The 22,241-nt window shown below is 61.1% G+C and carries 25 protein-coding genes and 1 pseudogene; 12 read left to right on the top strand and 14 right to left on the bottom strand.

Annotation, left to right across the window (positions count from 1 at the left end):
* Positions 1-37: 37 nt before the first annotated feature.
* The gene (locus tag K5Y35_RS14730) at positions 38-571 is read left to right on the top strand and encodes a DUF1003 domain-containing protein (RefSeq protein WP_123467052.1); all 534 of its coding nucleotides are present in this window, start codon (positions 38-40) and stop codon (positions 569-571) included.
* Here the strand turns inward: K5Y35_RS14730 and K5Y35_RS14725 are convergent, their stop codons facing one another.
* Positions 572-1,513 carry a LysR family transcriptional regulator gene (locus K5Y35_RS14725; protein WP_123467054.1) on the bottom strand — a complete coding sequence of 314 codons (942 nt, stop codon included), beginning with the start codon at positions 1,511-1,513 and terminating at the stop codon, positions 572-574.
* A 15-nt stretch (positions 1,514-1,528) separates the two neighbouring features.
* Here K5Y35_RS14725 and K5Y35_RS14720 point away from each other — a divergent pair, with 15 nt between their 5' ends.
* Together K5Y35_RS14720 and K5Y35_RS14715 are read left to right on the top strand one after the other, a co-directional pair.
* Positions 1,529-2,236 (top strand): CTP synthase, encoded by a 708-nt coding sequence (locus K5Y35_RS14720; RefSeq protein ID WP_222832242.1) that lies wholly within the window; start codon positions 1,529-1,531, stop codon positions 2,234-2,236.
* A complete protein-coding gene (locus tag K5Y35_RS14715) occupies positions 2,233-2,547 on the top strand; it encodes an antibiotic biosynthesis monooxygenase family protein (RefSeq protein WP_222832241.1) in 315 nt (104 codons plus the stop codon). The genes K5Y35_RS14720 and K5Y35_RS14715 overlap by 4 nt, the downstream gene beginning before the upstream one ends.
* Positions 2,548-2,663: 116 nt before the next feature.
* Here the strand turns inward: K5Y35_RS14715 and K5Y35_RS14710 are convergent, their stop codons facing one another.
* Positions 2,664-2,990 carry a DUF2025 family protein gene (locus K5Y35_RS14710; protein ID WP_123467059.1) on the bottom strand — a complete coding sequence of 109 codons (327 nt, stop codon included), beginning with the start codon at positions 2,988-2,990 and terminating at the stop codon, positions 2,664-2,666.
* A 221-nt stretch (positions 2,991-3,211) separates the two neighbouring features.
* On the opposite strand from K5Y35_RS14710, the gene K5Y35_RS14705 reads away from it, so the two are divergent.
* Positions 3,212-4,339 carry a glycerophosphodiester phosphodiesterase gene (locus tag K5Y35_RS14705; protein ID WP_123467061.1) on the top strand — a complete coding sequence of 376 codons (1,128 nt, stop codon included), beginning with the start codon at positions 3,212-3,214 and terminating at the stop codon, positions 4,337-4,339.
* Positions 4,340-4,486: 147 nt separating this feature from the next.
* A complete protein-coding gene (locus tag K5Y35_RS14700; protein WP_064588817.1) occupies positions 4,487-4,792 on the top strand; it encodes a PepSY domain-containing protein in 306 nt (101 codons plus the stop codon).
* A 290-nt stretch (positions 4,793-5,082) separates the two neighbouring features.
* Here K5Y35_RS14700 and K5Y35_RS14695 read toward each other — a convergent pair whose 3' ends face one another.
* The 3 genes and pseudogenes from K5Y35_RS14695 to K5Y35_RS28220 all read right to left on the bottom strand — a co-directional run.
* Entirely contained in the window at positions 5,083-5,523 is a 441-nt protein-coding gene (locus tag K5Y35_RS14695) for a hypothetical protein (RefSeq protein ID WP_222832240.1), read from the bottom strand.
* A 109-nt stretch (positions 5,524-5,632) separates the two neighbouring features.
* Positions 5,633-6,337, bottom strand: coding sequence for a methyl-accepting chemotaxis protein (locus K5Y35_RS28225; RefSeq protein WP_409202059.1), 705 nt, complete (start codon positions 6,335-6,337; stop codon positions 5,633-5,635).
* A gap of 228 nt (positions 6,338-6,565) precedes the next feature.
* A pseudogene (locus K5Y35_RS28220) lies at positions 6,566-6,676 on the bottom strand (hypothetical protein); the annotation flags it as partial.
* 855 nt (positions 6,677-7,531) lie between these two features.
* Here K5Y35_RS28220 and K5Y35_RS14685 point away from each other — a divergent pair.
* Together K5Y35_RS14685 and K5Y35_RS14680 are read left to right on the top strand one after the other, a co-directional pair.
* Positions 7,532-8,554: a transporter gene (locus K5Y35_RS14685; RefSeq protein ID WP_123467067.1), complete on the top strand. Its 1,023-nt coding sequence runs from the start codon at positions 7,532-7,534 to the stop codon at positions 8,552-8,554.
* Positions 8,555-8,804: 250 nt separating this feature from the next.
* Positions 8,805-10,418: an inorganic phosphate transporter gene (locus K5Y35_RS14680; RefSeq protein WP_222832238.1), complete on the top strand. Its 1,614-nt coding sequence runs from the start codon at positions 8,805-8,807 to the stop codon at positions 10,416-10,418.
* Between the two features lie 120 nt (positions 10,419-10,538).
* Here the strand turns inward: K5Y35_RS14680 and K5Y35_RS14675 are convergent, their stop codons facing one another.
* Positions 10,539-11,435: a LysR family transcriptional regulator gene (locus K5Y35_RS14675; protein ID WP_186746633.1), complete on the bottom strand. Its 897-nt coding sequence runs from the start codon at positions 11,433-11,435 to the stop codon at positions 10,539-10,541.
* A gap of 120 nt (positions 11,436-11,555) precedes the next feature.
* Between K5Y35_RS14675 and K5Y35_RS14670 the strand changes: the two genes are divergently transcribed.
* Entirely contained in the window at positions 11,556-12,314 is a 759-nt protein-coding gene (locus K5Y35_RS14670; RefSeq protein WP_222832237.1) for an SDR family NAD(P)-dependent oxidoreductase, read from the top strand.
* A gap of 69 nt (positions 12,315-12,383) precedes the next feature.
* Here K5Y35_RS14670 and K5Y35_RS14665 read toward each other — a convergent pair whose 3' ends face one another.
* On the bottom strand, positions 12,384-12,815 hold the full coding sequence (locus tag K5Y35_RS14665; protein WP_128616035.1) for a multidrug/biocide efflux PACE transporter: 432 nt from the start codon (positions 12,813-12,815) through the stop codon (positions 12,384-12,386).
* An 88-nt stretch (positions 12,816-12,903) separates the two neighbouring features.
* Here K5Y35_RS14665 and K5Y35_RS14660 point away from each other — a divergent pair, with 88 nt between their 5' ends.
* Positions 12,904-13,758: a LysR family transcriptional regulator gene (locus K5Y35_RS14660; protein WP_222832236.1), complete on the top strand. Its 855-nt coding sequence runs from the start codon at positions 12,904-12,906 to the stop codon at positions 13,756-13,758.
* A gap of 151 nt (positions 13,759-13,909) precedes the next feature.
* Here the strand turns inward: K5Y35_RS14660 and K5Y35_RS14655 are convergent, their stop codons facing one another.
* The 3 genes from K5Y35_RS14655 to K5Y35_RS14645 are packed head-to-tail and all read right to left on the bottom strand — an operon-like array spanning position 13,910 to position 15,942.
* Positions 13,910-15,139: an RNA polymerase sigma factor gene (locus tag K5Y35_RS14655; protein WP_222832235.1), complete on the bottom strand. Its 1,230-nt coding sequence runs from the start codon at positions 15,137-15,139 to the stop codon at positions 13,910-13,912.
* Positions 15,132-15,476: a YciI family protein gene (locus K5Y35_RS14650; protein WP_007969364.1), complete on the bottom strand. Its 345-nt coding sequence runs from the start codon at positions 15,474-15,476 to the stop codon at positions 15,132-15,134. Before K5Y35_RS14650 ends, K5Y35_RS14655 begins: the two co-directional genes overlap by 8 nt.
* Before the next feature lie 40 nt (positions 15,477-15,516).
* The gene (locus tag K5Y35_RS14645) at positions 15,517-15,942 is read right to left on the bottom strand and encodes a YybH family protein (protein WP_123467081.1); all 426 of its coding nucleotides are present in this window, start codon (positions 15,940-15,942) and stop codon (positions 15,517-15,519) included.
* A 139-nt stretch (positions 15,943-16,081) separates the two neighbouring features.
* On the opposite strand from K5Y35_RS14645, the gene K5Y35_RS14640 reads away from it, so the two are divergent.
* Together K5Y35_RS14640 and K5Y35_RS14635 are read left to right on the top strand one after the other, a co-directional pair.
* Complete coding sequence (locus K5Y35_RS14640) at positions 16,082-16,567, top strand: GNAT family N-acetyltransferase (protein WP_222832234.1); 486 nt, start codon at positions 16,082-16,084, stop codon at positions 16,565-16,567.
* Positions 16,568-16,585: 18 nt separating this feature from the next.
* Positions 16,586-17,191, top strand: a complete 606-nt coding sequence (locus tag K5Y35_RS14635; protein WP_123467085.1) for a pyridoxamine 5'-phosphate oxidase family protein — start codon at positions 16,586-16,588, stop codon at positions 17,189-17,191.
* Between the two features lie 72 nt (positions 17,192-17,263).
* On the opposite strand, the gene K5Y35_RS14630 is transcribed toward K5Y35_RS14635, so the two are convergent.
* The 3 genes from K5Y35_RS14630 to K5Y35_RS14620 all read right to left on the bottom strand — a co-directional run bounded on the left by K5Y35_RS14630 (position 17,264) and on the right by K5Y35_RS14620 (position 19,302).
* On the bottom strand, positions 17,264-17,752 hold the full coding sequence (locus K5Y35_RS14630) for a GNAT family N-acetyltransferase (RefSeq protein WP_222832233.1): 489 nt from the start codon (positions 17,750-17,752) through the stop codon (positions 17,264-17,266).
* A 324-nt stretch (positions 17,753-18,076) separates the two neighbouring features.
* Positions 18,077-18,571 carry a GyrI-like domain-containing protein gene (locus tag K5Y35_RS14625; protein WP_123467089.1) on the bottom strand — a complete coding sequence of 165 codons (495 nt, stop codon included), beginning with the start codon at positions 18,569-18,571 and terminating at the stop codon, positions 18,077-18,079.
* Between the two features lie 68 nt (positions 18,572-18,639).
* Positions 18,640-19,302 carry a LysE family translocator gene (locus K5Y35_RS14620; protein ID WP_123467091.1) on the bottom strand — a complete coding sequence of 221 codons (663 nt, stop codon included), beginning with the start codon at positions 19,300-19,302 and terminating at the stop codon, positions 18,640-18,642.
* 154 nt (positions 19,303-19,456) lie between these two features.
* Here K5Y35_RS14620 and alaC point away from each other — a divergent pair, with 154 nt between their 5' ends.
* The gene (gene alaC, locus K5Y35_RS14615) at positions 19,457-20,674 is read left to right on the top strand and encodes an alanine transaminase (protein ID WP_222832232.1); all 1,218 of its coding nucleotides are present in this window, start codon (positions 19,457-19,459) and stop codon (positions 20,672-20,674) included.
* 178 nt (positions 20,675-20,852) lie between these two features.
* Here the strand turns inward: alaC and K5Y35_RS14610 are convergent, their stop codons facing one another.
* Positions 20,853-22,208 carry a GntP family permease gene (locus tag K5Y35_RS14610; RefSeq protein ID WP_095048166.1) on the bottom strand — a complete coding sequence of 452 codons (1,356 nt, stop codon included), beginning with the start codon at positions 22,206-22,208 and terminating at the stop codon, positions 20,853-20,855.
* Between the last annotated feature and the right edge of the window lie 33 nt (positions 22,209-22,241).

Genomic DNA, 22,241 nt, shown 5'->3' with positions numbered 1-22,241 from the left:
ATAGTGAACAATAGCCCTGAAGCCTGCCGAGCCCATCATGACCACCGAAAAACCTGCCTCCCCCGCCACCGCTCCCGTCGATCACCTGCGCTTCCATCGCCCTCACGCCCACCTCAACACCACGTTCGGCAACGACAAGTTTGCACTGCGTGCCGAGGCCTTTGCGCGGTTCTTCGGCACACCGCTGTTTCTCGGCGCGCAAACCGCGATCGTCGCGGTATGGATCGGCCTCAATGTGTTGGGCGTGACACAGTTCGACGTCTACCCGTTCATCCTGCTCAACCTCGCGTTCAGCCTGCAAGCCGCTTACGCCGCACCGTTGATCCTGCTGGCGCAGACCCGTCAGGCCGCACGGGACAAGGCGCAGTCGGACGCCGACGCACAGCACCGTGAAGCATTGGCGGTGGCCAACGCCGAGCGCCAGGCGCAGGCCGCGCAAACCACCGCGCAACTGCTCGAATTGCTGGAGCAGAACACCCGACTCACCGAAATGACCAAGAGCCTGACTGAACGCATCGAAGGCCTGACCCGCGAACTGCATGCGCACATCTGCCAGAACCCGAAACGCTGATCACGGCAGCCGCAGCGCCCGCCCCAACTCATCGAACAGCGTGACCACCGAGCGCAACGCCCGGCAGTCCGGGCGGGTCAGCAGCCACAGCGCGGTGTCGTAGCCGTGCAGCGGTTCGCTGAGGGCCTGTAAACCCTCGGTAATCAAAAAGTCCGGCAACGCCGCCACACCGAGTCCGCCGCGCACCAGTTCAGTCACCGACAGCATGCTGTTGCAGCGATAAGCCGGGGTCACGCCGGGCAACTGCTGGCGGCGCCAAGCGACGGTCGGGTGATCTGGCAAAAACTCGTCCGGGGCGATCCAGGTCAGCGCCGCCAGATCCGTTGCATCAATGTTTTGCAGATAGCGCGTACTGGCACAGACCCGGTAGGAAATCTTCGCCAGTTGCCGTCCGACCAGATGCTCCGGTGGTGTCCGCGTCAAACGCAGCGCAATGTCGGCATCGCGCCGGCTGAGGTTGGCGAAATCGTTGGAGGTGCTCAGCTCAAGGGTCAGTGCCGGGTAGTTCGGCATGAACTGCGCCAGCGCCGGTAACAGCAGCCCTTGCAGCACCGAATCGGTACAGGTCAGGCGCACCGTACCGCTGACGACTTCCCCGCCCTGCTCCACACCAATGCGCGCCGCTTCCAGCGCCTGCTCGGCGCGCTCAGCCTGTTCGGCCAGGGTCTGCGCGAGCGTGGTGGGCAGGTAACCGGCACGGCTCTTTTCGAACAGTTGCTGACCCAGCGCCGACTCCAGACGACGCACGGCGCGAAACACCGTCGACACGTCTACCCTGAGCAACTGCGAAGCCCGAGCCAGAGAACCTCCGCGCACCAGAGCGAGAATCAGCGCCAGATCCGGGTAGTCGAGTCGATAGTGCGCGGCTGCATTGATCACTTGGGAAAACGCCAATATTGAGTGCGTGAACGCCAATCTATAGTGAGCCCCATCAATCAACAAGCGCAGAGAACACTCATGGAAAACCGCGCCATCCGCATCGCCCTGATCGGCGATTACGACCCGCAAGTCACCGCGCACCAGGCGATCCCCGTTGCCCTCGGCATGATCGCCGAGCACAGCGGCCGCGATGTGCAATTCCAATGGCAGCCCACCGAACAGATCCACGCTGATGCCGCGCTGGCGCATTTCGACGGTTTCTGGTGCGTACCGGCCAGCCCCTACAAAAGCGAAGCTGGTGCCTTGCGCGCCATTCGTTTTGCCCGCGAACAACAGCGACCTTTCCTCGGCACCTGCGGCGGTTTTCAGCATGCGGTGCTGGAATTTTCCCGCAACGTGCTGGGCTGGGCCGATGCCGAACATGGCGAGACGTCACCCGATTCGCAGCGAGCGGTGCTCACGCCGCTGTCCTGTTCATTGGTGGAAGCCGTGGACAGCATTCATCTGGTCGCAGGCTCGTTGATCGCCAAGGCGTACGAAACATCGGAGATTCGTGAGGGCTATCGCTGCAGGTTCGGTGTGAATCCGCAGTTCGAACGAGCGTTGCTGACCCATCAGCTACACGCTGTGGGCCATGATTCGGCGGGCGATTTACGCGCGATCGAATTGAACGACCATGTGTTCTTTGTCGCGACGCTGTTCCAGCCGGAACGTGCGGCGCTCAAGGGTCTGGTCCCGCCGCTGGTGCGGGTATTCGTTGAAGCGTGTGCGGAGCAAAAACAATGAAACCGAACGCGCCTTGCTTCGCGGTGATTTTCACCTCGACCCGCACCGAGGGCGACAACGGTTACGCGGCGGCATCCGAGCGGATGATGGGGCTGGTTGTGCAGCAGCCGGGGTTCCTCGGCGTGGATTCGATCCGGGGCGAGGACGGGGTCGGGATCACCATTTCGTACTGGGCGAGCGAGGCGGCGATTCTGGCCTGGCGCGAGCATCCCGAGCACCGGGTGATTCAGGCACGAGGGCGCGCGCAGTGGTATTCGAAATTCCACACGCAGGTGTGTCGGGTGGAGCGCGAGTATCGGTTTGGGCAGTGAGTGCAGCGGCGCACTGATTGACCTCTTCGCGAGCAAGCTCGCTCCCACAGGAGGAATGCGATCAACTGTGGGAGCGAGCTTGCTCGCGAAGAGGCCTTCACAGACTGCGCAGAATCTCAGCCCCTCACCAGACTGCGCACCGCCACGATCTCCGGCACCTCAACCTTGCTCATGTACACCCGCAACGGCTCGGTGATGTTGATCCGGTCATGGATGTTCTGATCCAGCAGTAACTGAATCAGCTCGCGCTTCAAGGTCATGGTCGTCTCAGAGGCCGCCGCCCAGACAAATTCACTGGTGGGAATGATGCCGTCATCGGCCACGTCCATGCCGAACGAATCTTCGCTGAATCGCACGATGTACTGACCGGTTTTGCGGTTGAGGCCGACAAAGCCCTTGAGGTCGTCGGCCGCCTGGCAGATGAGTTGGGAGGTGATGCGCATGGTAAACCTCACGAAAAGTGTTCGATGGTTTACACGCAGGGCAACGGAACGGCGCGCCCTCTGCCGGGACGTCTGCCGAGGGCAAGCGTACTGCAAACCGCGCCAAAAAAGTGCAGGAAAAATCGCTTTTAATACGTTTATGTCGGTCTGGCGATAGCACGCAACCGATTCAGTTGTTAAAAGGTACGTCTTTGAAAATGCCCTGCGAAAGGAACTCGAACATGCCCGCCACTTTCACCAAAAGCGCCCTCATGCTGAGCCTGCTGCTCGCTCTCGGTCAGGCGCAGGCCGCCAGCCAGACCGATCCCGAGGCCGTCGCTGCGGCACACGGTATCCCGCACCCGGCGGTGATCGCCCACCGTGGCGCGTCCTTCGATGCACCGGAGTCCACCGCCGCGTCCTACAAACTGGCCCGCGACCTCGGCGCCGATTACCTGGAAATGGACTTGCAGCGCAGCAAGGACGGCGTGCTGTTCGCCCTGCACGACAACAACCTGCAACGCACCACTGACGTCGCCAGCAAGTTCCCGGAGCGCAAGGACAGCCCGGCCAATGCCTTCACCATGGCCGAATTGAAAACCCTCGACGCCGGCAGTTGGTACAACACGGCCTACCCGGATCGCGCACGCCCGACCTACGCCGGCCTGAAAATCCTGACCCTGGACGAGATTATCGACATCGCCCAGGCCAACCCGAAACACAAGCCGGGCCTGTACATCGAAACCAAAGAGCCGCAGCTGTTTCCCGGCATCGAGCATGACCTCAAGGAGAAGCTGCAGGATCGCGGCTGGTTGAGCCAGGCCGGTTCGAAACTGGCCAAGAGCGAGCTCGGCGTCGGCCAGGGCAAAGGCAAGGTGATCCTGCAGACCTTCGAGAAAAACAGCCTCGAACTGCTGCAAAAGGAAATGCCGCAAGTGCCGAAGATCCTGCTGTTGTGGGTCGGTGAAGGCAGCATCGAACCAAAATCGAAGGTGTCTTTCGCCGACTCCGGCGAGAAAGACAAGAACGTGTTCTACGGCAAGCAGGAGCCGAAGTCCGAAGCCGAGTTCAAGCAGTGGGTCGATTACGCCAAGGCGCAAGGGGCGATCGGCACCGGCCCTTCGGCGAAGCTGACCAAGGGCGGCGACCAGAGTTATTCGGACCTGGTGCAACCGTGGATGAATAAGTACACCCACGATCAGGGCATGCTGGTGCACGTGTACACCGTCGATGAGCCGGTAGACTTCGAGAAAGTCATGGCCGCCGGTGTCGACGGCATTTTCACCAACCGCGCCAGTGAGCTGTTGAAGTTCTACAAGCGCCCGGCCAGTGCCAGTGTTGATCAAGTGTTGAAGAACAACGGGTTCTGATAGATAAACCCGGTTGTCCGCATCGCGAGCAGGCTCGCTCCTAGAGTTCTGCGCGCGATGCGTTGTTTTAAGGGTGAATTAAGTTGCAGTGATTAATCTGAACTCACTTCAACAGAACACGCACTTAAACAAGCAAGGAACGAACTCATGAAAACTTTGACTGCCCTGTTTACCGCCGCTGCCCTGACCCTCACCGCTGGCCTGGCCCAGGCTGATGTGCGCGTCGATCAGATTCCGCAACTGGTTAAAGACGGCAAGATCAAGTCGCTGGAGTCGATGAATGCCGAAGCGCTGAAACTGCATCCGGGTGCGACCATCACCGACACCGACCTGGATAACCACTTCAACGGTTATGAATATGAAGTTGAGCTGAAAACCGCTGACGGCAAAGAGTTCGACGTCGACTTCGACGCCACCACCGGCAAGGTGCTGAGCAACAAGCAAGACACTTGATACAGCGAATACGGAAAGCCGCACGATTGAGAAATCGTGCGGTTTTTTTGTGTTCGGCTTTTTTGATGTGTGGTCAGTGAGATTTTCTCCCCCTCACCCCAGCCCTCTCCCCCAAGGGGGAGCCGATCGGGGGTTTTTCAAAGCCTGAGTTCGACTCGCAATCTTGAAGCCGATCAGGAAAACAACAAGGACCTGAGTGCGCTTCGATATTTCAGGTCGGCGTAGCTCGAATAGTCACCGCGGTCAGTCCCCTCTCCCTTGGGAGAGGGCTAGGGTGAGGGGAAAAGGCATCACGCCGAGGTGCTGACCAGCGAACCCGAAGTGCTCGAGTCGGAGTCCTGCAACGCCTGCAACAATGAAGCTGTGGCGGTTGACAGGGACGCCGAGGTGGCGGTGACCTGCGCCTGAGCCGCTGCCACTTCAGCCGCCTTGGCATCCGAGTTGTCCTGCTTCGCCTGCGCCGCTTGCAGCGCCTGCTGTTCCTCCTGCAATTGCTTCTGCAGTTCGGCAATCTGCTTGCGCAGTTCCTTCACCGAATCCGATTCTTCGCTGCTGCTGGAACTGCTGTCACCGGACGGGGCTGCACCGCCGGCAGCTTTCGGTGCGTCGGTGGCGGCGCTGGTGCTGGCCGTGGCGCTGGCAGAGGTGTCTTCGCTGGCGTCAGTGATCGACGTTTTGCTCGTCGAGGTGCTGAGGGTCTGGTTGATCGAGACAGATGTGATGCTGACCATGGGAGTGCTCCAATGCCGGTTTTAGATACCCGGTCATCGACCCTGTGCGCAGCAATTTGAGATTGACTGTGTACCGACTCGGTATCCGAACCGGTACACAGCCAACGGCTCACGCGCTCAGGCGAGCGGTGACTTCATTGAGTTGCCCGGACAGGCCATGCAGGTTCTGGCTGGCCGTTTCGGTGCGCTGCACGTTGTCGAGGTTGGTGCTGGCAATCGAAGTGATCTCGGTGAGGTTGCGCGAGATGTCTTCGGCCACCGAAGTCTGCTCTTCCGCCGCCGTCGCGATCTGCCGGTTCATGTCGCGGATCGCTTCCACGGCGTGGGTGATGCGCTCGAGCATGGCGCCGGCCTGGGTCACTTGCTCGACGCTTTCATCGCTGCGCGACTGGCCGCTGTCGATGGCTTGGGCCGCGTCCACGGCGCCGGTCTGCACGCTCTGAATGATCTGGTTGATCTCGATGATCGACTCCGCCGTGCGTTGCGCCAGGTTGCGCACTTCATCGGCGACCACGGCAAAACCACGCCCGGCCTCACCGGCCCGCGCCGCTTCAATCGCCGCGTTCAACGCCAGCAGATTGGTCTGCTCGGCGATGCCGCGAATCACTTCCAGCACCTTGCCGATACGGCCGCTGTCAGCTTCCAGACGACGGATCACCGTGGCGGTGTTGGCGATTTCACCGCGCATCTGGGTGATGGAGTGGATGGTGCTCTGCATGACCTTTTCGCCCTGTTGAGCGGACTGGTCGGCATCATCGGCAGCGCGCGCGGCATCGGCAGCATGGCGCGCCACTTCCTGGGCGGTGGCGGACATTTCGTTCATCGCCGTGGCCACCTGGTCGGTGCGGTTGAACTGCTCGTTGGTGCCGCCGGCCATGGTCGTGGCGATCGCATTCAACTCGCCGCTGGCGCTGTCCAGATCACTGGCGCTGCGTTGCAGATGAGTGAAGGTTTCAGCAAGGAAATCACGCAGGGTATTGGCGGCTGCCGCGAGGTTGCCCAACTCGTCCTGACGGTCGTTGGCGACACGTTCAGCGAGGCGCCCGCGGCTCAACTGGGTGACGTAATCGATCAGCTTGCGGATCGGTTCGATCAGGTTGCGGTTGACCAGCCACAGGCTCAACAGACCGATCAGCAGACCGGAGCCGAGCATCACCAGAATACCCAGCATCACGGTGTTGTTGGCACTGTCGTTGATTTGCAGCGATTGCTCGTCACCCTGCTTGCGCAATTCGGCCACCAACGCGCTCATCTGCTCGCTGGCGGCACGGTCCACGCCTTTGACGGCGGCATCGCCAGCCGCTGGATCGGCACCGGCGGCCACATAGGCATCGCGCCCCTTCTGGTAGGCAGCGCCGAGCAGGCGGTGTTCTTCACGCAGGCGTTCGATGCGGGTTTTCAGCGCCGGCTCGATGCCTTTCTGGCCGGCCAGTTCGCCAAGGATGTTCTGTACATCGCGCTGGCGATCTTCGAACTGGCTCCAGTATTTGCTCAGATCCGCCGGTTGCTTGCCGCGCAGCAGGACGTTTTTCCATTCCTGCACCTGCACCTTGAATTGCAGGTTGGCTTCGTCGATCAGTTGCGAGGTGTGCAACGGACCGGCAATCAACTGGCTGTAGTTCTGTACGCCGTTGGACAGGAAGTGAAAGCAGGCCAGCGCGATCAACAGTGTCGCCAGCAGGCTGCCGCTCAGCAGGGCGAGAATTTGCGCTCTCAGGGATTTTTGCAGCATCGCAAGATACTCAGGACAGGGATGAGGCACGCCCGATAAGGCGTGGGATTTTGCCGGACATCCATGTCGGCGAGCCTTGGCTCTTGGCCAAGCGCGCGCAACGTAACCTAAGCGTGATCGGCGTGCCAGAGCGCTTCTTGAAGAAATTCCGACCGCCGGTAAGTCGCTGATTTGACGTCATTTTGCTGTCACACAAGCGTCATGTGACATTGCGATGATGCGGCTCAGGTGAATCCGGGAATTCCGCCCCGGACGCCCTCCTCGCAGCGAGCCTCCATGAACCACAGCCTCGACCTCAGTCATCGTGATCCTGACTTGTTCGGTTTGCTCTACGGCTTTCGTTTCCTGCCCGGTGAAAAGGGCCGCGAAGTCGATTCAGCCACCGCCCTGCGCTGTCTGCAAGAAGACGGCGACAGCGGTGAATTTCTCTGGCTGCACCTGAACCTGGCCCACGCCGCGTGTGAGCGCTGGATGAAAAGCCATCTGCAATTGCCCGAAGAGTTTTTCGAAGCGCTGCACGAAGGTTCGCGTTCGACGCGCATCGAGCACGTCGATTCGGCGTTGCTGGCGGTGGTCAACGACGTGGTGTTCAACCTCAGCAGCATGGTGTCCTCGGACGTGTCGACGCTGTGGGTCTGCGTGCGCAGCAAACTGATCGTCAGTGCACGCCTGCAACCGCTGCACTCGGTGGACAAACTGCGCTCGTCGGTGAAGGCCGGCGAGCGTTTTCGTTCGCCGTCGGAATTGCTCGTGCACCTGCTGCGCGATCAGGGCGAAGTGCTGACACAGATCGTGCGCAAGACCAGCATGAGTGTCGACCAGGTCGAGGACGAATTGCTTTCCTCGCGCCTGTCGACCAACCGCGCCGAACTGGGCGCCAATCGTCGCGTGCTGGTGCGCCTGCAACGGCTGCTGGCGCTGGAACCAGGCTCGTTGCTGCGCCTGCTCAACCGGCCGCCGCCGTGGCTGCAAAAGGAGGACGTCAAGGAGTTGCGCAAGTCCACCGAGGAGTTTGCGCTGATCATCAACGACCTCACCGCCCTCGGCGAGCGGATCAAGTTGCTCCAGGAAGAGATCGCCGCCAACCTCAACGAACAGAGCAACCGCACGCTGTTCACCCTCACCGTGGTCACGGTGCTGGCGCTGCCGATCAACATCATCGCCGGTTTCTTCGGCATGAACGTTGGCGGTGTACCGCTGGCGACGGATCCGGAGGGGTTCTGGATTCTGGTGGCACTGGTGGCGACGTTCACCGTGATTGCCGGGCGCTGGGCATTTCGCAAGCGTGGGGATTACTAACCCGCTAAATACTCTGCCCCAGCACAGATCCCTTGCAGGCGTGAGCCTGCTCGCGATAGCGATGTGGCAGGCACCTCTGTATTGAATGTGCCAACCTCATCGCGAGCAGGCTCACGCCTGCAGCGGCTGTTTATTGCCTTGGGATCAATGGTCAGACTAATCCCGCAAACACTGATCTGACGCAGCTTCTCTGTAATATTTAGCAACGATCATGGGCGACACTCCTTTCCTCGCTCAGGATTGTCCGCTCATGGCTACTCCTTCCCTGACCGCCCGCCAGGCGTCCGCCCCCAGCGGCAGACCCGCCCTCGACAATAAAGCCAGCCCGTTCACTTACGTGATTTTCTTCGCAGTGCTGGCCATGGGCATGCTGTTCACCGCCTACAGCCTGATGCATGACATGCACGAGCTGGGCACCACCGTCACCACCTGGACGCCGTTTCTGCTGCTCGGCGTGGCGCTGCTGATTGCGCTGGGCTTTGAGTTCGTCAACGGGTTCCACGACACCGCCAACGCGGTCGCAACGGTGATCTACACCCACTCGCTGCCGCCGAACGTGGCGGTGGTCTGGTCGGGGTTCTTCAATTTTCTCGGGGTGCTGCTGTCCAGCGGCGCGGTGGCGTTCGGCATCATCGCTTTGCTGCCAGTGGAGTTGATTCTGCAGGTCGGTTCGTCCGCCGGTTTCGCGATGATCTTCGCCCTGTTGATCGCGGCGATCCTGTGGAACCTCGGCACGTGGTGGCTGGGCCTGCCAGCCTCGTCGTCGCACACCCTGATCGGTTCGATCATCGGCGTCGGCGTGGCCAATGCCCTGATGCACGGGCGCGACGGCACCAGCGGTGTGGACTGGGCGCAGGCGACCAAGATTGGTTACGCCTTGCTGCTGTCGCCGCTGGTGGGTTTCGGTTGCGCGGCGCTGTTGCTGCTGGCCCTGCGTGCGTTCGTGAAGAACCGTGCGCTGTACAAGGCCCCGGAAGGCAACACCCCGCCACCGTGGTGGATTCGTGGTTTGTTGATCGTCACCTGCACCGGCGTGTCCTTCGCCCACGGCTCCAACGACGGGCAGAAAGGCATGGGCCTGATCATGCTGATTCTGGTCGGCACCTTGCCGATGGCCTATGCGCTTAACCGCACCATGCCCGCCGATCAGGCGTTGCAGTTCGCCGCGGTGGCCGAGGTCACCCAGCAGGCGCTGATAAAAAACACCCCGCTGCCGGCCCCGGCCGATCCGCGTCCGGTGCTCTCCGATTACGTGCGCAGCAAGCAAGCGACGCCGCAACTGATCCCCGCCCTCGCCGCCCTGACCGGGCACATTGGTGAAGAGGTCAAAGGCTATGGCTCGCTGTCGAAAGTCCCGGCCGAAGCCATGGGCAACGTGCGCAACGACATGTACCTGGCCAGCGAAAGTATTCGCCTGATGGACAAGAACAAGGTCGGCAACTTCGACGCCGACACCACTGACAAACTGCAACTGTTCAAGCAGCAGATCGACAACGCTACGCGGTTCATTCCGTTGTGGGTGAAGATCGCCGTGGCCATCGCTTTGGGGCTGGGGACCATGGTCGGCTGGAAACGGATTGTGGTGACGGTCGGCGAGAAAATCGGCAAGACCCACCTGACCTACGCCCAGGGCGCCTCGGCGGAAACCGTGGCGATGCTGACCATCGGCGCAGCGGACATGTTCGGTTTGCCGGTATCGACCACCCATGTGCTGTCATCGGGCGTGGCCGGGACCATGGTCGCCAATGGCGGTGGTTTGCAGATCAAGACCATCCGCAATCTGCTGATGGCGTGGGTGCTGACGCTGCCGGCGGCGATTCTGCTGTCGGGCAGCCTGTATTGGCTGTTTACCCGGTTCTTCTGAACAACACGGGTTCCCTTGTAGGCCTTCGCCTGCTCGCGATAGCGGTACATCTGTCACCTCTGCATCGACTGACAGGACGCCATCGCGAGCAGGCTCGCTAGAGTTGATCTGCGGCGTGAGTCAGAGCGTCGAACGAATCACCTCGCCCAACCAATCCATGAACACCCGCACCCGCAACGGCAAATGTCGTTGCCGCGCATACAGGATTGAAATCCCCATCGCCGGCGCAGTGAACTGCGGCAGCACAATCACCAGTTCACCGGTGTCCAGATGCGGCTGCATGCCGGTGCGCGGCACCTGAATCAGGCCGAAGCCGCCGAGGCAGGCCGACTCGTAGGCATCGGTGCTGTTGACCGTGACACTGCCAGCCATCGGCAGGCGCCGTACCTGCCCGTCCTGTTCATACACAAACCCTTCCGAGCGCGAACCGAGCACGCCCACGTAATGCACCAGTCGATGCTGCGCCAGATCCTCCAGCGTCTGCGGCACGCCGTAACGTTCGAGGTACGCGGGGCTGGCGCAGTTGATCATCGGGAAGTCACCGAGGTGCCGCGCCACCACTGACTGATCCGGCTGCGCGCCGATGCGCACCACGCAATCGAAACCTTCGCTGAGCAGATCAACGCGGCGGTCGGTGCTGCTGATCTCCAATTCAAGATTCGGGTGGCGCGCCATGAACCCGGGCAGCCGCGGCATGATCAGGCGGCGCGAGAGAATGTTCGGCATGTCGACGCGAATCCGACCGCTCAGCGAGGCCGGATCCTGACGAAACAAGCCCTCGATCTCGTCCATGTGCGACAGCAGATCCTTGCTGCGCTCGTACAGCACCAGACCGTCCTGCGTCGCCTGCACCTTGCGCGTGGTGCGTTGCAGCAGGCGTGTACCGAGCAGGGCTTCCAGCGCCTGCACATGCTCGGACACCGTCGAGCGCGGCAGCCCCAGGCTTTCGCCGGCGAGGGTGAAACTCGACAGTTCGCTGACCCGGACGAAGGTACGCAGCAGTTCCAGTTTATTCATGAGGACACCCGTTAATTGTTCGGCAGATCCGACCAGTGATTCCGGTTTCAGTCTGTTTATCACCTCATGGCGGATAAATAAACTTTGCTCAACACCACTCACCGCAATCGAGGATTTCACATGAATCGCAAAATCGCATTGATCACCGGTGCCAGTCGTGGCCTGGGCAAAAACGCCGCACTGCACCTCGCCGCCCAGGGCATCGACATCATTGGCACTTACCACAGCCGCGCCGATGAAGCCCAGGCGCTGGTGGCAGAACTGGAACACCGCGGCGCCAAAGCCGTGATGCTGCAACTGGACGTCGGCCGCAGCGACAGCTTCGCCGATTTCGGCGTACGGATTGAGCAGGCGTTGCAAGAGACCTTCGGACGTTCGCGCTTCGATTTCCTGATCAACAACGCCGGGATCGGTGTGCACGCGCTGTTCGCCGAGACCACGCCAGAGCAGTTCGACCTGCTGATGAACATCCAGCTCAAAGGGCCGTTCTTCCTGACCCAGCAATTGCTGCCGCTGATCAACGACGGCGGGCGCATCATCAACATTTCCAGCGGCCTGACCCGCTTCAGCCTGCCGGGCTACGGCGCCTACGCGGCAATGAAAGGGGCAATGGAAGTGCTGACCCGCTATCAGGCCAAGGAACTCGGTGCACGGCAGATCGGCGTGAACATTCTGGCGCCGGGGGCAATCGAGACTGACTTCGGTGGCGGTGCGGTGCGCGACAACTCAGCCATCAATGCGATGGTCGCCAGCAACACCGCACTGGGCCGTGCCGGGCAGCCGGACGACATTGGTGGCGCGCTGGCGTTGCTGCTGTCGCCGGGTGGCCAGTGGATCAATGGCCAGCGGGTTGAAGCGTCGGGCGGGATGTTCCTCTGACACTGAAATCCGCGAACACACATTGTGGCGAGGGAGCAAGCGCTCCTCGCCACAGGTTGTAGTGCGGATTTAAACCGCACGCGACATCAAGAAGCGCTCCCGCACCACGTCATAGCCCCAGTGATACACGTAGGTGTACGGCAGGAAGAACAGCAGCACGCCGATGTCCAGCAGGAACGCCTGCCACAGGCTGACCGACAGCCACCAGGCAATCAGCGGCACGCCCATCACGATCAAGCCCCCTTCGAACAGCAGCGCATGGATCACGCGTACCCAAGCGGTGTGGGCGACGTTCAGGCGCGCAAGCATGCGGTCGAAGAAGCGGTTGAACACCACGTTCCACGCCAGTGCCAACAACGCGATCAGCACGGTCACCGCGCCCATGTCGAGCAGCGGTTTATCCATGATCCACGCCAGCAACGGGGTACAGATCAGGATCGCCAGCAGTTCGAAACCGATGGCCTGGCAAATTCGTTCAACGATGGATTTATTGGCAGTCATGGCCTGACTCCTCTGTGAAGATGGTTGCCATGATCCACCTGGATACCGATACTTCATAACCAATAACCATCTACCAAGGCGATAGTTGATGATTTCGCAGGAAGTGCTGCTGGCGTTCGTCCAGGCGGCGACCCAAGGTTCGTTCTCGGCGGCGGCGCGCAAACTGGGGCGCAGTCAGTCGACCATCAGCGCGGCAGTGGCCAGCCTGGAGATCGACCTCGATCTGCAACTGTTCGATCGCACCAGCCGCAAACCGAGCCTGACCCCGGCCGGCCATGTGATGCTGCAACGGGCCGAAGCGATTCTGGCGGCCAGCAGTCGCATGGAGATGACGGCGCGGCAACTGGCCGAAGGCGTCGAGCCGAAGCTGACCGTGGCGCTTTCCGATACCTACCAATCGGCGCGCTTCGAAGCGGCGCTGGTCGAGTTCGAGCAGCGTTATCCCGATCTGGAGCTGGAATGCCTGATCGCCGAGTGCGACGACCTCATCGAACTGGTCCAGCGTGGTCGCGCACATCTGGCGTTTGCCGAAATGCAGGACAGCTATCCGCCGGATCTGGTGACCTCGACGGTGGCCGAGCGCACAGACATTGCCCTGTTCGTGAAGGACGACCACAACCTGACCGGCGTCGAAAATATCGATCAGACGGTTCTGCAGCAGCATCGCGAGTTGCGGCTGGCGACCATCGTCAATCCCTACGACAGCCGGGCGAAGGGCCGGGTGTGGTCCGCACCGAGTTACCTGATGTTGATGGAAATGGCCGAGATGGGCTTTGGCTGGGCGGCGCTGCCGCGCTGGCTGGTGGGGCGCTTCGGTAATGGCTCGCTGGTGGAACTGACCGTGCGCGGCTGGCCACGACCGGTGTACGTCGATGCGTTGTGGTCGCGGATTTATCCGCCAGGGCCGGCGGGGAGCTGGTTGTTGAGCAAGATGCTGGAATAGGTGGCGCGCCCATTCGCGAGCAGGCCTGGTTTATTGATACAGGCCTTACTGACCTCTTCGCGAGCAAGCTCGCTCCCACATTTGGAATGCGATCACCTGTGGGAGCGAGCTTGCTCGCGAAGAGGCCGACACTGCCACTGAAGGTCTCGGGTCAATCCAGTTCGCTCAGCCGCCCCTCGATAAACCGCCGCTCCGGCTCCTGCCGCGTCAGCTCCAGCGCTCGCCGATACGCCAGCCGCGCCTGCTCCACCCGCCCCAACTGCCGACAGAACTCCGCCCGCGCCGAATGCGCCAGGTGGTAATCCTGCAATTCGCCGCGATCCAGGATCCCCTCGATCAGCGTCAACCCGGCCAACGCCCCATCCCGTTTGGCCACCGCCACCGCGCGGTTCAGTTCGATCACCGGCGATGGCATCGCTCGGAGCAATACGTCATACAGCCCGACGATCTGCTGCCAATCCGTTTGCGCCGCTGAAGGCGCCTCGGCATGCACCGCAGCAATCGCCGCTTGCAGGCAATACGGGCCGAATCGCCGCGTGGTCAGCGCCCGCTCCACCAGTGCGCAACCTTCGACAATCAGCCCGGCATCCCAGCGCGAGCGGTCCTGGTCATCCAGCAGTACCAACTCGCCGTCCGGCGAGGTACGCGCCGGCCGCCGCGACTCGTGCAGCAGCATCAACGCCAACAGCCCCATCACCTCCGGTTCCGGCAGCAGCTCCATCAGCAAACGCCCGAGCCTGATCGCCTCACGGGTCAGGTCTTCACGGATCAGTTCAGCCCCCATCGACGCCGAATAGCCTTCGTTAAACACCAGATAGATCACCCGCAACACGCTGTCGAGGCGTTCGGGCAGTTCGCTCAGGCCGGGGACTTGATAGGGGATTTTCGCGTCACGGATCTTGGCTTTGGCCCGCACGATGCGCTGGGCGATGGCCGCCGGCGCCGAGAGAAAGGCGCGAGCAATTTCTTCAGTGGTGAGATCGCAGACTTCGCGCAAGGTCAGCGGCACTTGCGCATCCGCCGCCAGCGCCGGGTGACAGCAGGTGAAGATCAACCGCAGGCGATCGTCTTCCACATCTTCGCCACTCCAGTCGGCCTGTTCCAGTTCTTCAAGTTGCGCCCGCAGCAACGGCTGCGAGGCTTTGAAACGCGCACGTCGGCGCAACACGTCGATGGCCTTGAAGCGCCCGGTGGACACCAGCCAGGTGCGCGGATTGTCCGGCACACCGTCGCGCTGCCAGCGCTCGACCGCGACGAAGAACGCCTCGTGCAAGGCTTCTTCGGCGAGGTCGAAATCGCCGAGCAGGCGAATCAGCGTCGCGAGGATCCGCCGCGAATCCTCGCGATAGACCTGCTCGACCCGCGCCCGGACGTCAGACATTCAGCTGCCGCACCGGGCGCACTTCGACGCTGCCGACCCGGGCCGCCGGAATGTTGCCGGCGACCTGAATCGCTTCGTTGAGGTCCTTGGCATCGATCAGGTAGAAACCGGCCAGTTGCTCCTTGGTTTCCGCGAACGGGCCATCGGTGATCGACAGCTTGCCGTTGCGCATGCGCACCGTGGTCGCGGTCTGCACCGACTCCAACGCTTCGGCGGCAACCATGCGGCCGCTGCCCTGAATCGACTCGGCATACGCCCAGCATTCGGCGTCTTCCGGGCTGTCGGGCGACGTGTGCAGCAGGCGCTCATCGCTGTAGACCAGGCATAGATACTTCATGGCTTTCTCCTGATTCGAACGGATCAACTATGGCTGAAGATCAGGGCTGCACGTCGAACAGCGTGGCGCCGCTCATCGGATCGAACGGGGCCGACCAATGCTCGTGGGCAATCTTCCACGTCCCGCCCACCTGCCGATAACACGCGGTGGCGCGCATCCAGCAGCTCTGGGTTTCGCCCTTGTCGTTGGTCCCGCCGCAATGCGCGACCCAGTGGGCGAAGGCGAGGTTGTCGGCAGTCTCGATGGCGATCTCGTGGAACTCGAAAACGTGCGGGCCGGCACACATTTCCATGCAGGCTTCCCAGTGTGCGCGGTAGGCCGCCTTGCCCTTGAATTGCAGGGCCTTGATCGCATCGAACGAGACGATGTCGTCGGCGTACAACGCCATGACTTGCTCGACGTTTTTGCTCATCACCGCCTCGCGGTAAGTATTGATCAGGCTCTGGATGTCAGCGTGTGCGCTCATGGTGTTCTCCGGTTTTTGTGGTGAAGACACCCTTAGTCGTTCAGCCATCGAACGGATCGACAGACGAAACAAAAAATTTCCGCCGAAGACAAAATCGCTAGAATCCGAGGCTTATCTTTGTAGGAAAAAGGAAATTCCCGTGTCAGCCCAACTCGTGCCGTACGACAGCCTGAGCCCATTGCAGCGTCAGCAAGTCGAGGCGATTGAAATCCATCCCGAGCAGATCAAGTTTTCCGGCGACATCCACGGCGCGCTGCACACGCTGCTGTCCAGACCCGGCCCCGGCGTGAAGGGCTTCGCGCTGCTGGCGGAGGAAGTACCGGTGGCGTTCCTGCTGCTCAAGCGCCCGCCCGTGTTGCCGGACTGGGCCGATGCACACAGCGCCACCCTGCACGCTTTGCAGGTCGACCATCGGGCGCAGGGCAAGGGTTACGGCAAGGCCTGCCTGCAAGCGTTGCCCGCCGTGGCGCGTGAAGCATGGCCGGAGATCAAGGGCCTGGAGCTGTCGGTGGATGCGGATAACGACGCAGCGATCGCGCTGTACGCCAAATACGGCTTCGTCGACAGCGGCGAAGCGTACAAGGGCCGGGTCGGTTACGAGCGGCGCATGGGGCTGTTTTTCTGAGTCAGCAAGGATTGCACGATGATCGAGTCAATCGAAGCACTGGAAGCGATATACGGATTGCCCCACGAGCGCGCGGTGCGCAAGCAGATCGGCTTTCTCAACGAGGACTATCAGGCGATGGTGCGCCTGTCGCCGCTGGTGATCGTCAGTTCGGTGGGCGCCGACGGTCTCGACAATTCGCCGCGGGGTGATGCGCCAGGATTTGTACGGATCATTGATCAAAACACCCTGGCCCTGCCGGATCGCCCGGGCAACAACCGCATCGACACCCTGCGCAATGTGCTGCACGATCCGCGAGTGTCGCTGCTGTTTATCATTCCGGGGATTGGCGAGACGCTGCGGGTCAATGGCACCGCGACCATCAGTGCAGATCCCGAACTGCTGGAAAGCTTTGCGGTGAATGGCAAACCGGCGAAAACGGTGTTGCTGGTGACGGTGGAGGCAGCGTTTTTTCATTGTTCGAAAGCGTTTGTACGTTCGGACGCGTGGAACCCGCAAACCCACCTGCCGCGCTCGGCCCTGCCCTCCGCCGGCGCCTTTCACAAGCGCCTGAATGACGGGCAGTTTGATGCCGAGACCTACGATCGGGAAGCGCCGAAAAGAGTAAGCGACACTCTCTACTGAACGGGGAATTGCAAACACCGCTAGAACCTGTGGGAGCTGGCTTGCCAGCTCCCACAGGTTATGAGTGATGTCTTACATAGTGAGGATCATCTCGTGCCACGCCATCCCGCCATGATCGGACTCTGACGGCTTGATGTAGGCAAAGCCAAACCCGGCATAAAGCGGGATATGCTTCTCCTTGCACATCAGATGAATCGTCGCTTTATCCATTACGCGCATGCGTTCGATGAACTCGGCCATCAGGCGCTTGGCCAGGCCCTGGCCCTGGTAGTCCGGGTGCACCACCACCGACATGATCACCACGTTCGGCCCTTGCGGATCGTGGCCGATCAGCTCCTTGAACGCCTCGTCCGACATCTGCACATCAAACGCCGCACCGGAGTTGACGAAACCGGCGACCACCCCGTCCACCTCGGCGACGATGAAGCCTTGCGGCCAGGTGGCGATGCGGGTGGCGATCTTCTCGCGGGTGGCGGCTTCATCGCCTTCATAGGCAACGGTTTCGATGGCGTAGCAGCGGTCCAGGTCGGCAGCGGTGACGTTGCGGATGAGGGTGTTCATGGCAGCTCGAAAATCAGCGGAGAAAAGTGCGCAAAGCATAAAGGAATAAGGTGCCCATATCGATCTGTGCAGGGCGCGTAAAGCCTGCGTATAAGCGCTTTTCTTCGTGCCGGCGGCGAGCTATTTCTGAGGCGTGTCTCTGATCACCCTTGGGGGAAACCGCTTATGAGCAGCGTGGAAATCGGCCTGTTGATGGTGTTGGGCATCAGTACGTTCGGCTTTATCACCCTGGGCATCGACCTGTTGCGGGCGCGACGGGTGGGCAAAGGTAAACGCGGTTGAACAGCATGAGGCGGATCATTGATCCGCCTCATGCTTATGCGCTCAGGCCCGGGTGTCGACCGGTACGCAGATTTCCAGTTTGCCGGTGTGCAGCCGCGGATTGAAATCGGCGCTGTAACGCTCGATTTCCGGCGCGTTGAGCTCCACGTAATGGGACGTCGGCAGCCAGGTCTTGTAAATGTACTGCAGAGTCTGCGGCAACTGATCGAGCGGTCCCTTGTGCTCGAACACCGCATACTGCCTGGGCAACACTTCGATCCACTGGTAGACCTTCTGGTCAAGGTCATCGAGCTTGCTGATTTCCACCCCGGCGATGTAATCGAAGCCGCCCTGGCCATCGAAGTTACTGCAGACGCCGTAGGTCACTTCGTTTTTTTGTCCCTGTATCTTTCCCAGGTGCGGCAAGAACTTTTCCCACAGTGCGGGGATGTCCTTGGCGCTGTCCTGGGTAAATCGTCCACGAAATCCTGCAATCAGCAGGAAGTGTCCATGTTCGAAGCGAGGTTCTGACACTTCGACGCGTTTTTGCTCATCCATGACTCGACTCCTGGAACAAAAAAAGGGGTTCGGCAGGTGAGTATAGAAGCCAAACCCGATTCGCAATGTTACAAGGCGTGCAACTGGTCGGCCGCCCCGGAGCCAACGAACTCGTTATAACCGGATACGATCACGTAAACCGCGAAATAGCAGAAGATCGCCGCCGATGCCATGTAGGAGTAACGCAACAGCTTGTCGCCGAGCAACTTGCCGCCGTGGCTCGCGGCAAAGCACAAACCGGCCGACCACAGCAGCCCGGCGCAGAGAAACCCGCCGAGGAACAGCGCCGAACTGACCGGACCACCACCGCCGGAACGGGCGATCAAGGTGCCGCCCACTGCCGCGAACCACAGAATCGCGCTCGGCGAGGACATGGCGAGGAAGATCCCGCGAAAGAACTCCTTGCGGTGCGAGTTCTGCCCCACTTCTGCGGTCGCCGCCAGTTGCGCCTCGTGGTGAATCGCCGAGTAGATCATCTTCGCCGCGAAATAGATCAGCAGCGCCGAACCGCCGATCCACAGGACCCAGCGCACCGTTTCGTATTGCAGCAGCACGGTCATCCCGGCCAGCGCCAGCACCGCGTAGATCAGATCACCGACGCAGGTACCGAGGCCCAGCGCGAAGCCCTGGAAGTAACCGCGCTGCATCGCCAGGGTAATCATCGCGATGTTGGCCACGCCGATATCCAGGCACAGCGAGAGGCTCAGCAAGAAGCCGCTGGTGAATTCCATCTACCGATTTCCTTGGGAAAAATGTGTTTAACGATTGTTTGAACACCGGGGGGCTGGACAGTCTGCCATCACAGCCCTTATCTTCGCCAACAGGTCACCGCAGTGACCAGCGTCGCTCGGACGGTTCCGGGCGCTTACGTTATCCGAGGCAACAATGGCTGAACAAGGTTCGCCGCGCCGCTTTGCGCGCATAGATCGACTCCCCCCTTACGTTTTCAACATCACCGCCGAACTGAAGATGGCCGCCAGGCGGCGTGGTGAAGACATCATCGACCTGAGCATGGGCAACCCCGACGGGGCCACGCCGCCGCACATTGTCGAAAAACTGGTGCAGGTCGCCCAGCGCGAAGACACCCACGGTTACTCCACGTCCAAGGGCATTCCGCGCCTGCGTCGGGCGATTTCCAACTGGTACAAGGAACGCTACGCGGTCGACATCGACCCGGAAAGCGAAGCCATTGTCACCATCGGCTCCAAAGAAGGCCTGGCGCACCTGATGCTGGCGACCCTGGATCAGGGCGACACCGTACTGGTGCCGAACCCGAGTTACCCGATTCACATCTACGGCGCAGTGATTGCCGGCGCCCAGGTACGTTCGGTGCCGTTGGTGCCGGGCGTGGACTTCTTCGCCGAACTGGAACGCGCCATCCGCGGCTCGATCCCGAAGCCGAAGATGATGATCCTCGGCTTCCCGTCCAACCCCACCGCACAGTGCGTGGAGCTGGATTTCTTCGAACGGGTGATCGCCCTCGCCAAACAGTACGACGTGCTGGTGATTCACGACCTGGCGTACGCCGACATCGTCTACGACGGCTGGAAAGCCCCGTCGATCATGCAGGTGCCGGGCGCCAAGGACATAGCGGTGGAGTTTTTCACCCTGTCCAAGAGCTACAACATGGCCGGCTGGCGGATCGGTTTCATGGTCGGCAACCCGGAACTGGTCAATGCGCTGGCGCGGATCAAGAGCTACCACGACTACGGCACCTTCACCCCGCTGCAAGTGGCGGCGATTGCCGCGCTGGAAGGTGATCAGCAGTGCGTGCGCGACATCGCCGAGCAGTATCGCCAACGCCGCAACGTACTGGTCAAAGGCCTGCATGAACTGGGCTGGATGGTCGAGAATCCGAAGGCTTCGATGTATGTCTGGGCGAAGATTCCCGAGGCCTACGCTCACCTCGGTTCGCTGGAGTTCGCCAAGAAACTGCTGGCCGAGGCCAAGGTCTGCGTCTCGCCGGGGGTGGGTTTTGGTGAGTATGGCGATGATCACGTGCGCTTCGCGCTGATCGAAAACCAGGACCGGATTCGTCAGGCAGTGCGCGGGATTCGCGGGATGTTCCGGGCCGATGGCTTAGTCGCAAAAACTGGCGGCTAACACCTATCCCCTGTGGGAGCGAGCTTGCTCGCGAAGGCGTCGTGTCAGCTACATCAAAGCTGACTGACCCACCGCTTTCGCGAGCAGGCTCGCTCCCACATTGGTTTTGGGTGAAGCACGAAATCCCCCCACAAAAAAACCGCATCGCTGCGGTTTTTTTGTGCCTGCAAGAAGCCGCTTAAACGAACAGCGACAACAGCAGGATAAAGCCCAACGCGACGATGGACAGGATGGTTTCCATCGCCGTCCAGGTCTTGAACGTCTCGGCCACGGTCATGTTGAAGTACTGCTTCACCAGCCAGAAACCGGCGTCGTTAACGTGGGACAGGATCAACGAACCCGCGCCAGTCGCGAGTACCAGCAGCTCACGGTTGACACCCGGGATCATCCCGACCACCGGCACGACAATGCCCGCGCCGGTAATGGTCGCCACAGTTGCCGAACCGGTAGCGATACGAATCACCGCCGCCACCAGCCACGCCAGCAGGATCGGCGAGATCTGTGCGCTCACCGCCATGTGGCCGATCACGTCACCTACACCACTGGTCACCAGCATCTGCTTGAAGCCACCGCCGGCGCCGATGATCAGGATGATCGCAGCGGTCGGCGCCAGGCTCGCGTCGAGCCACTTGAGCATCTGCTGGGAACCGATGCCCTGCTTGTGCCCGAAGGTGTACAGCGACAGCAGCAAGGCCAGCAGCAGTGCCGAGATCGGGTGACCGATCATGTCCATCCAGGTGCGGAAGAAATGACCGTCCGGCAGCGCCACGTCCGCGAAGGTTTTCAGCAGCATCAGGAACACCGGCAACAGCACGGTGATCAGGGTGATGCTGAAGCTAGGCAGCGTTGTCGAGTCGTCATTTTCGCGGGCCAGTTGATCGACCAGTTCCTGATTCGGGTGACCCGGAATGTGCTTGGCGATAAACGTACCGAAGATCGGACCGGCAATGATTGCCGTCGGCAGCGCAACGATCAGACCGTAAAGAATGGTCTTGCCGATGTCAGCACCGAATACGCCGATGGCCAGCAGCGGCCCCGGGTGCGGCGGCACCAGACCGTGCACGGCGGACAGGCCGGCGAGCAGCGGGATACCGATCTTGATGATCGACACACCAGTGCGACGGGCAACGATGAACACCAACGGAATCAGCAGCACAAAGCCGATTTCGAAGAACAGCGGAATGCCCACCAGAAACGCGGCGAACATCATCGCCCACTGGACCTTGTCTTTGCCGAAGGCGCGGATCAGGGTCTGGGCGATCTGGTCGGCACCGCCGGATTCGGCCATCATTTTGCCGAGCATGGTGCCCAGCGCCAGGATGATGCCGACGAAACCGAGCACGCCACCGAAGCCGTCCTGGAACGCCTTGATGATGGTGCCGATCGGCATGCCGGACGTCAGGCCGAGGAACGCGGCCGCGATGGTCAGGGAAATGAACGGGTGAATCTTGAATTTGGTGATCAGGATAATCAGGCCGATTACCGTGACCACTGCATCGAGCAGCAGGTAGGCGTCGTGGGACATGCCAAACATTGGGGGTGTCTCCTGGATTGTTGTTGTTATTAA

The organism is Pseudomonas sp. SC3(2021) (genome assembly GCF_019856535.1).
GTDB lineage: Bacteria > Pseudomonadota > Gammaproteobacteria > Pseudomonadales > Pseudomonadaceae > Aquipseudomonas > Aquipseudomonas monsensis.
The sequence above is the reverse complement of the archived record's forward strand: the minus strand, read 5'-3'. Positions and strand labels throughout refer to the sequence as shown.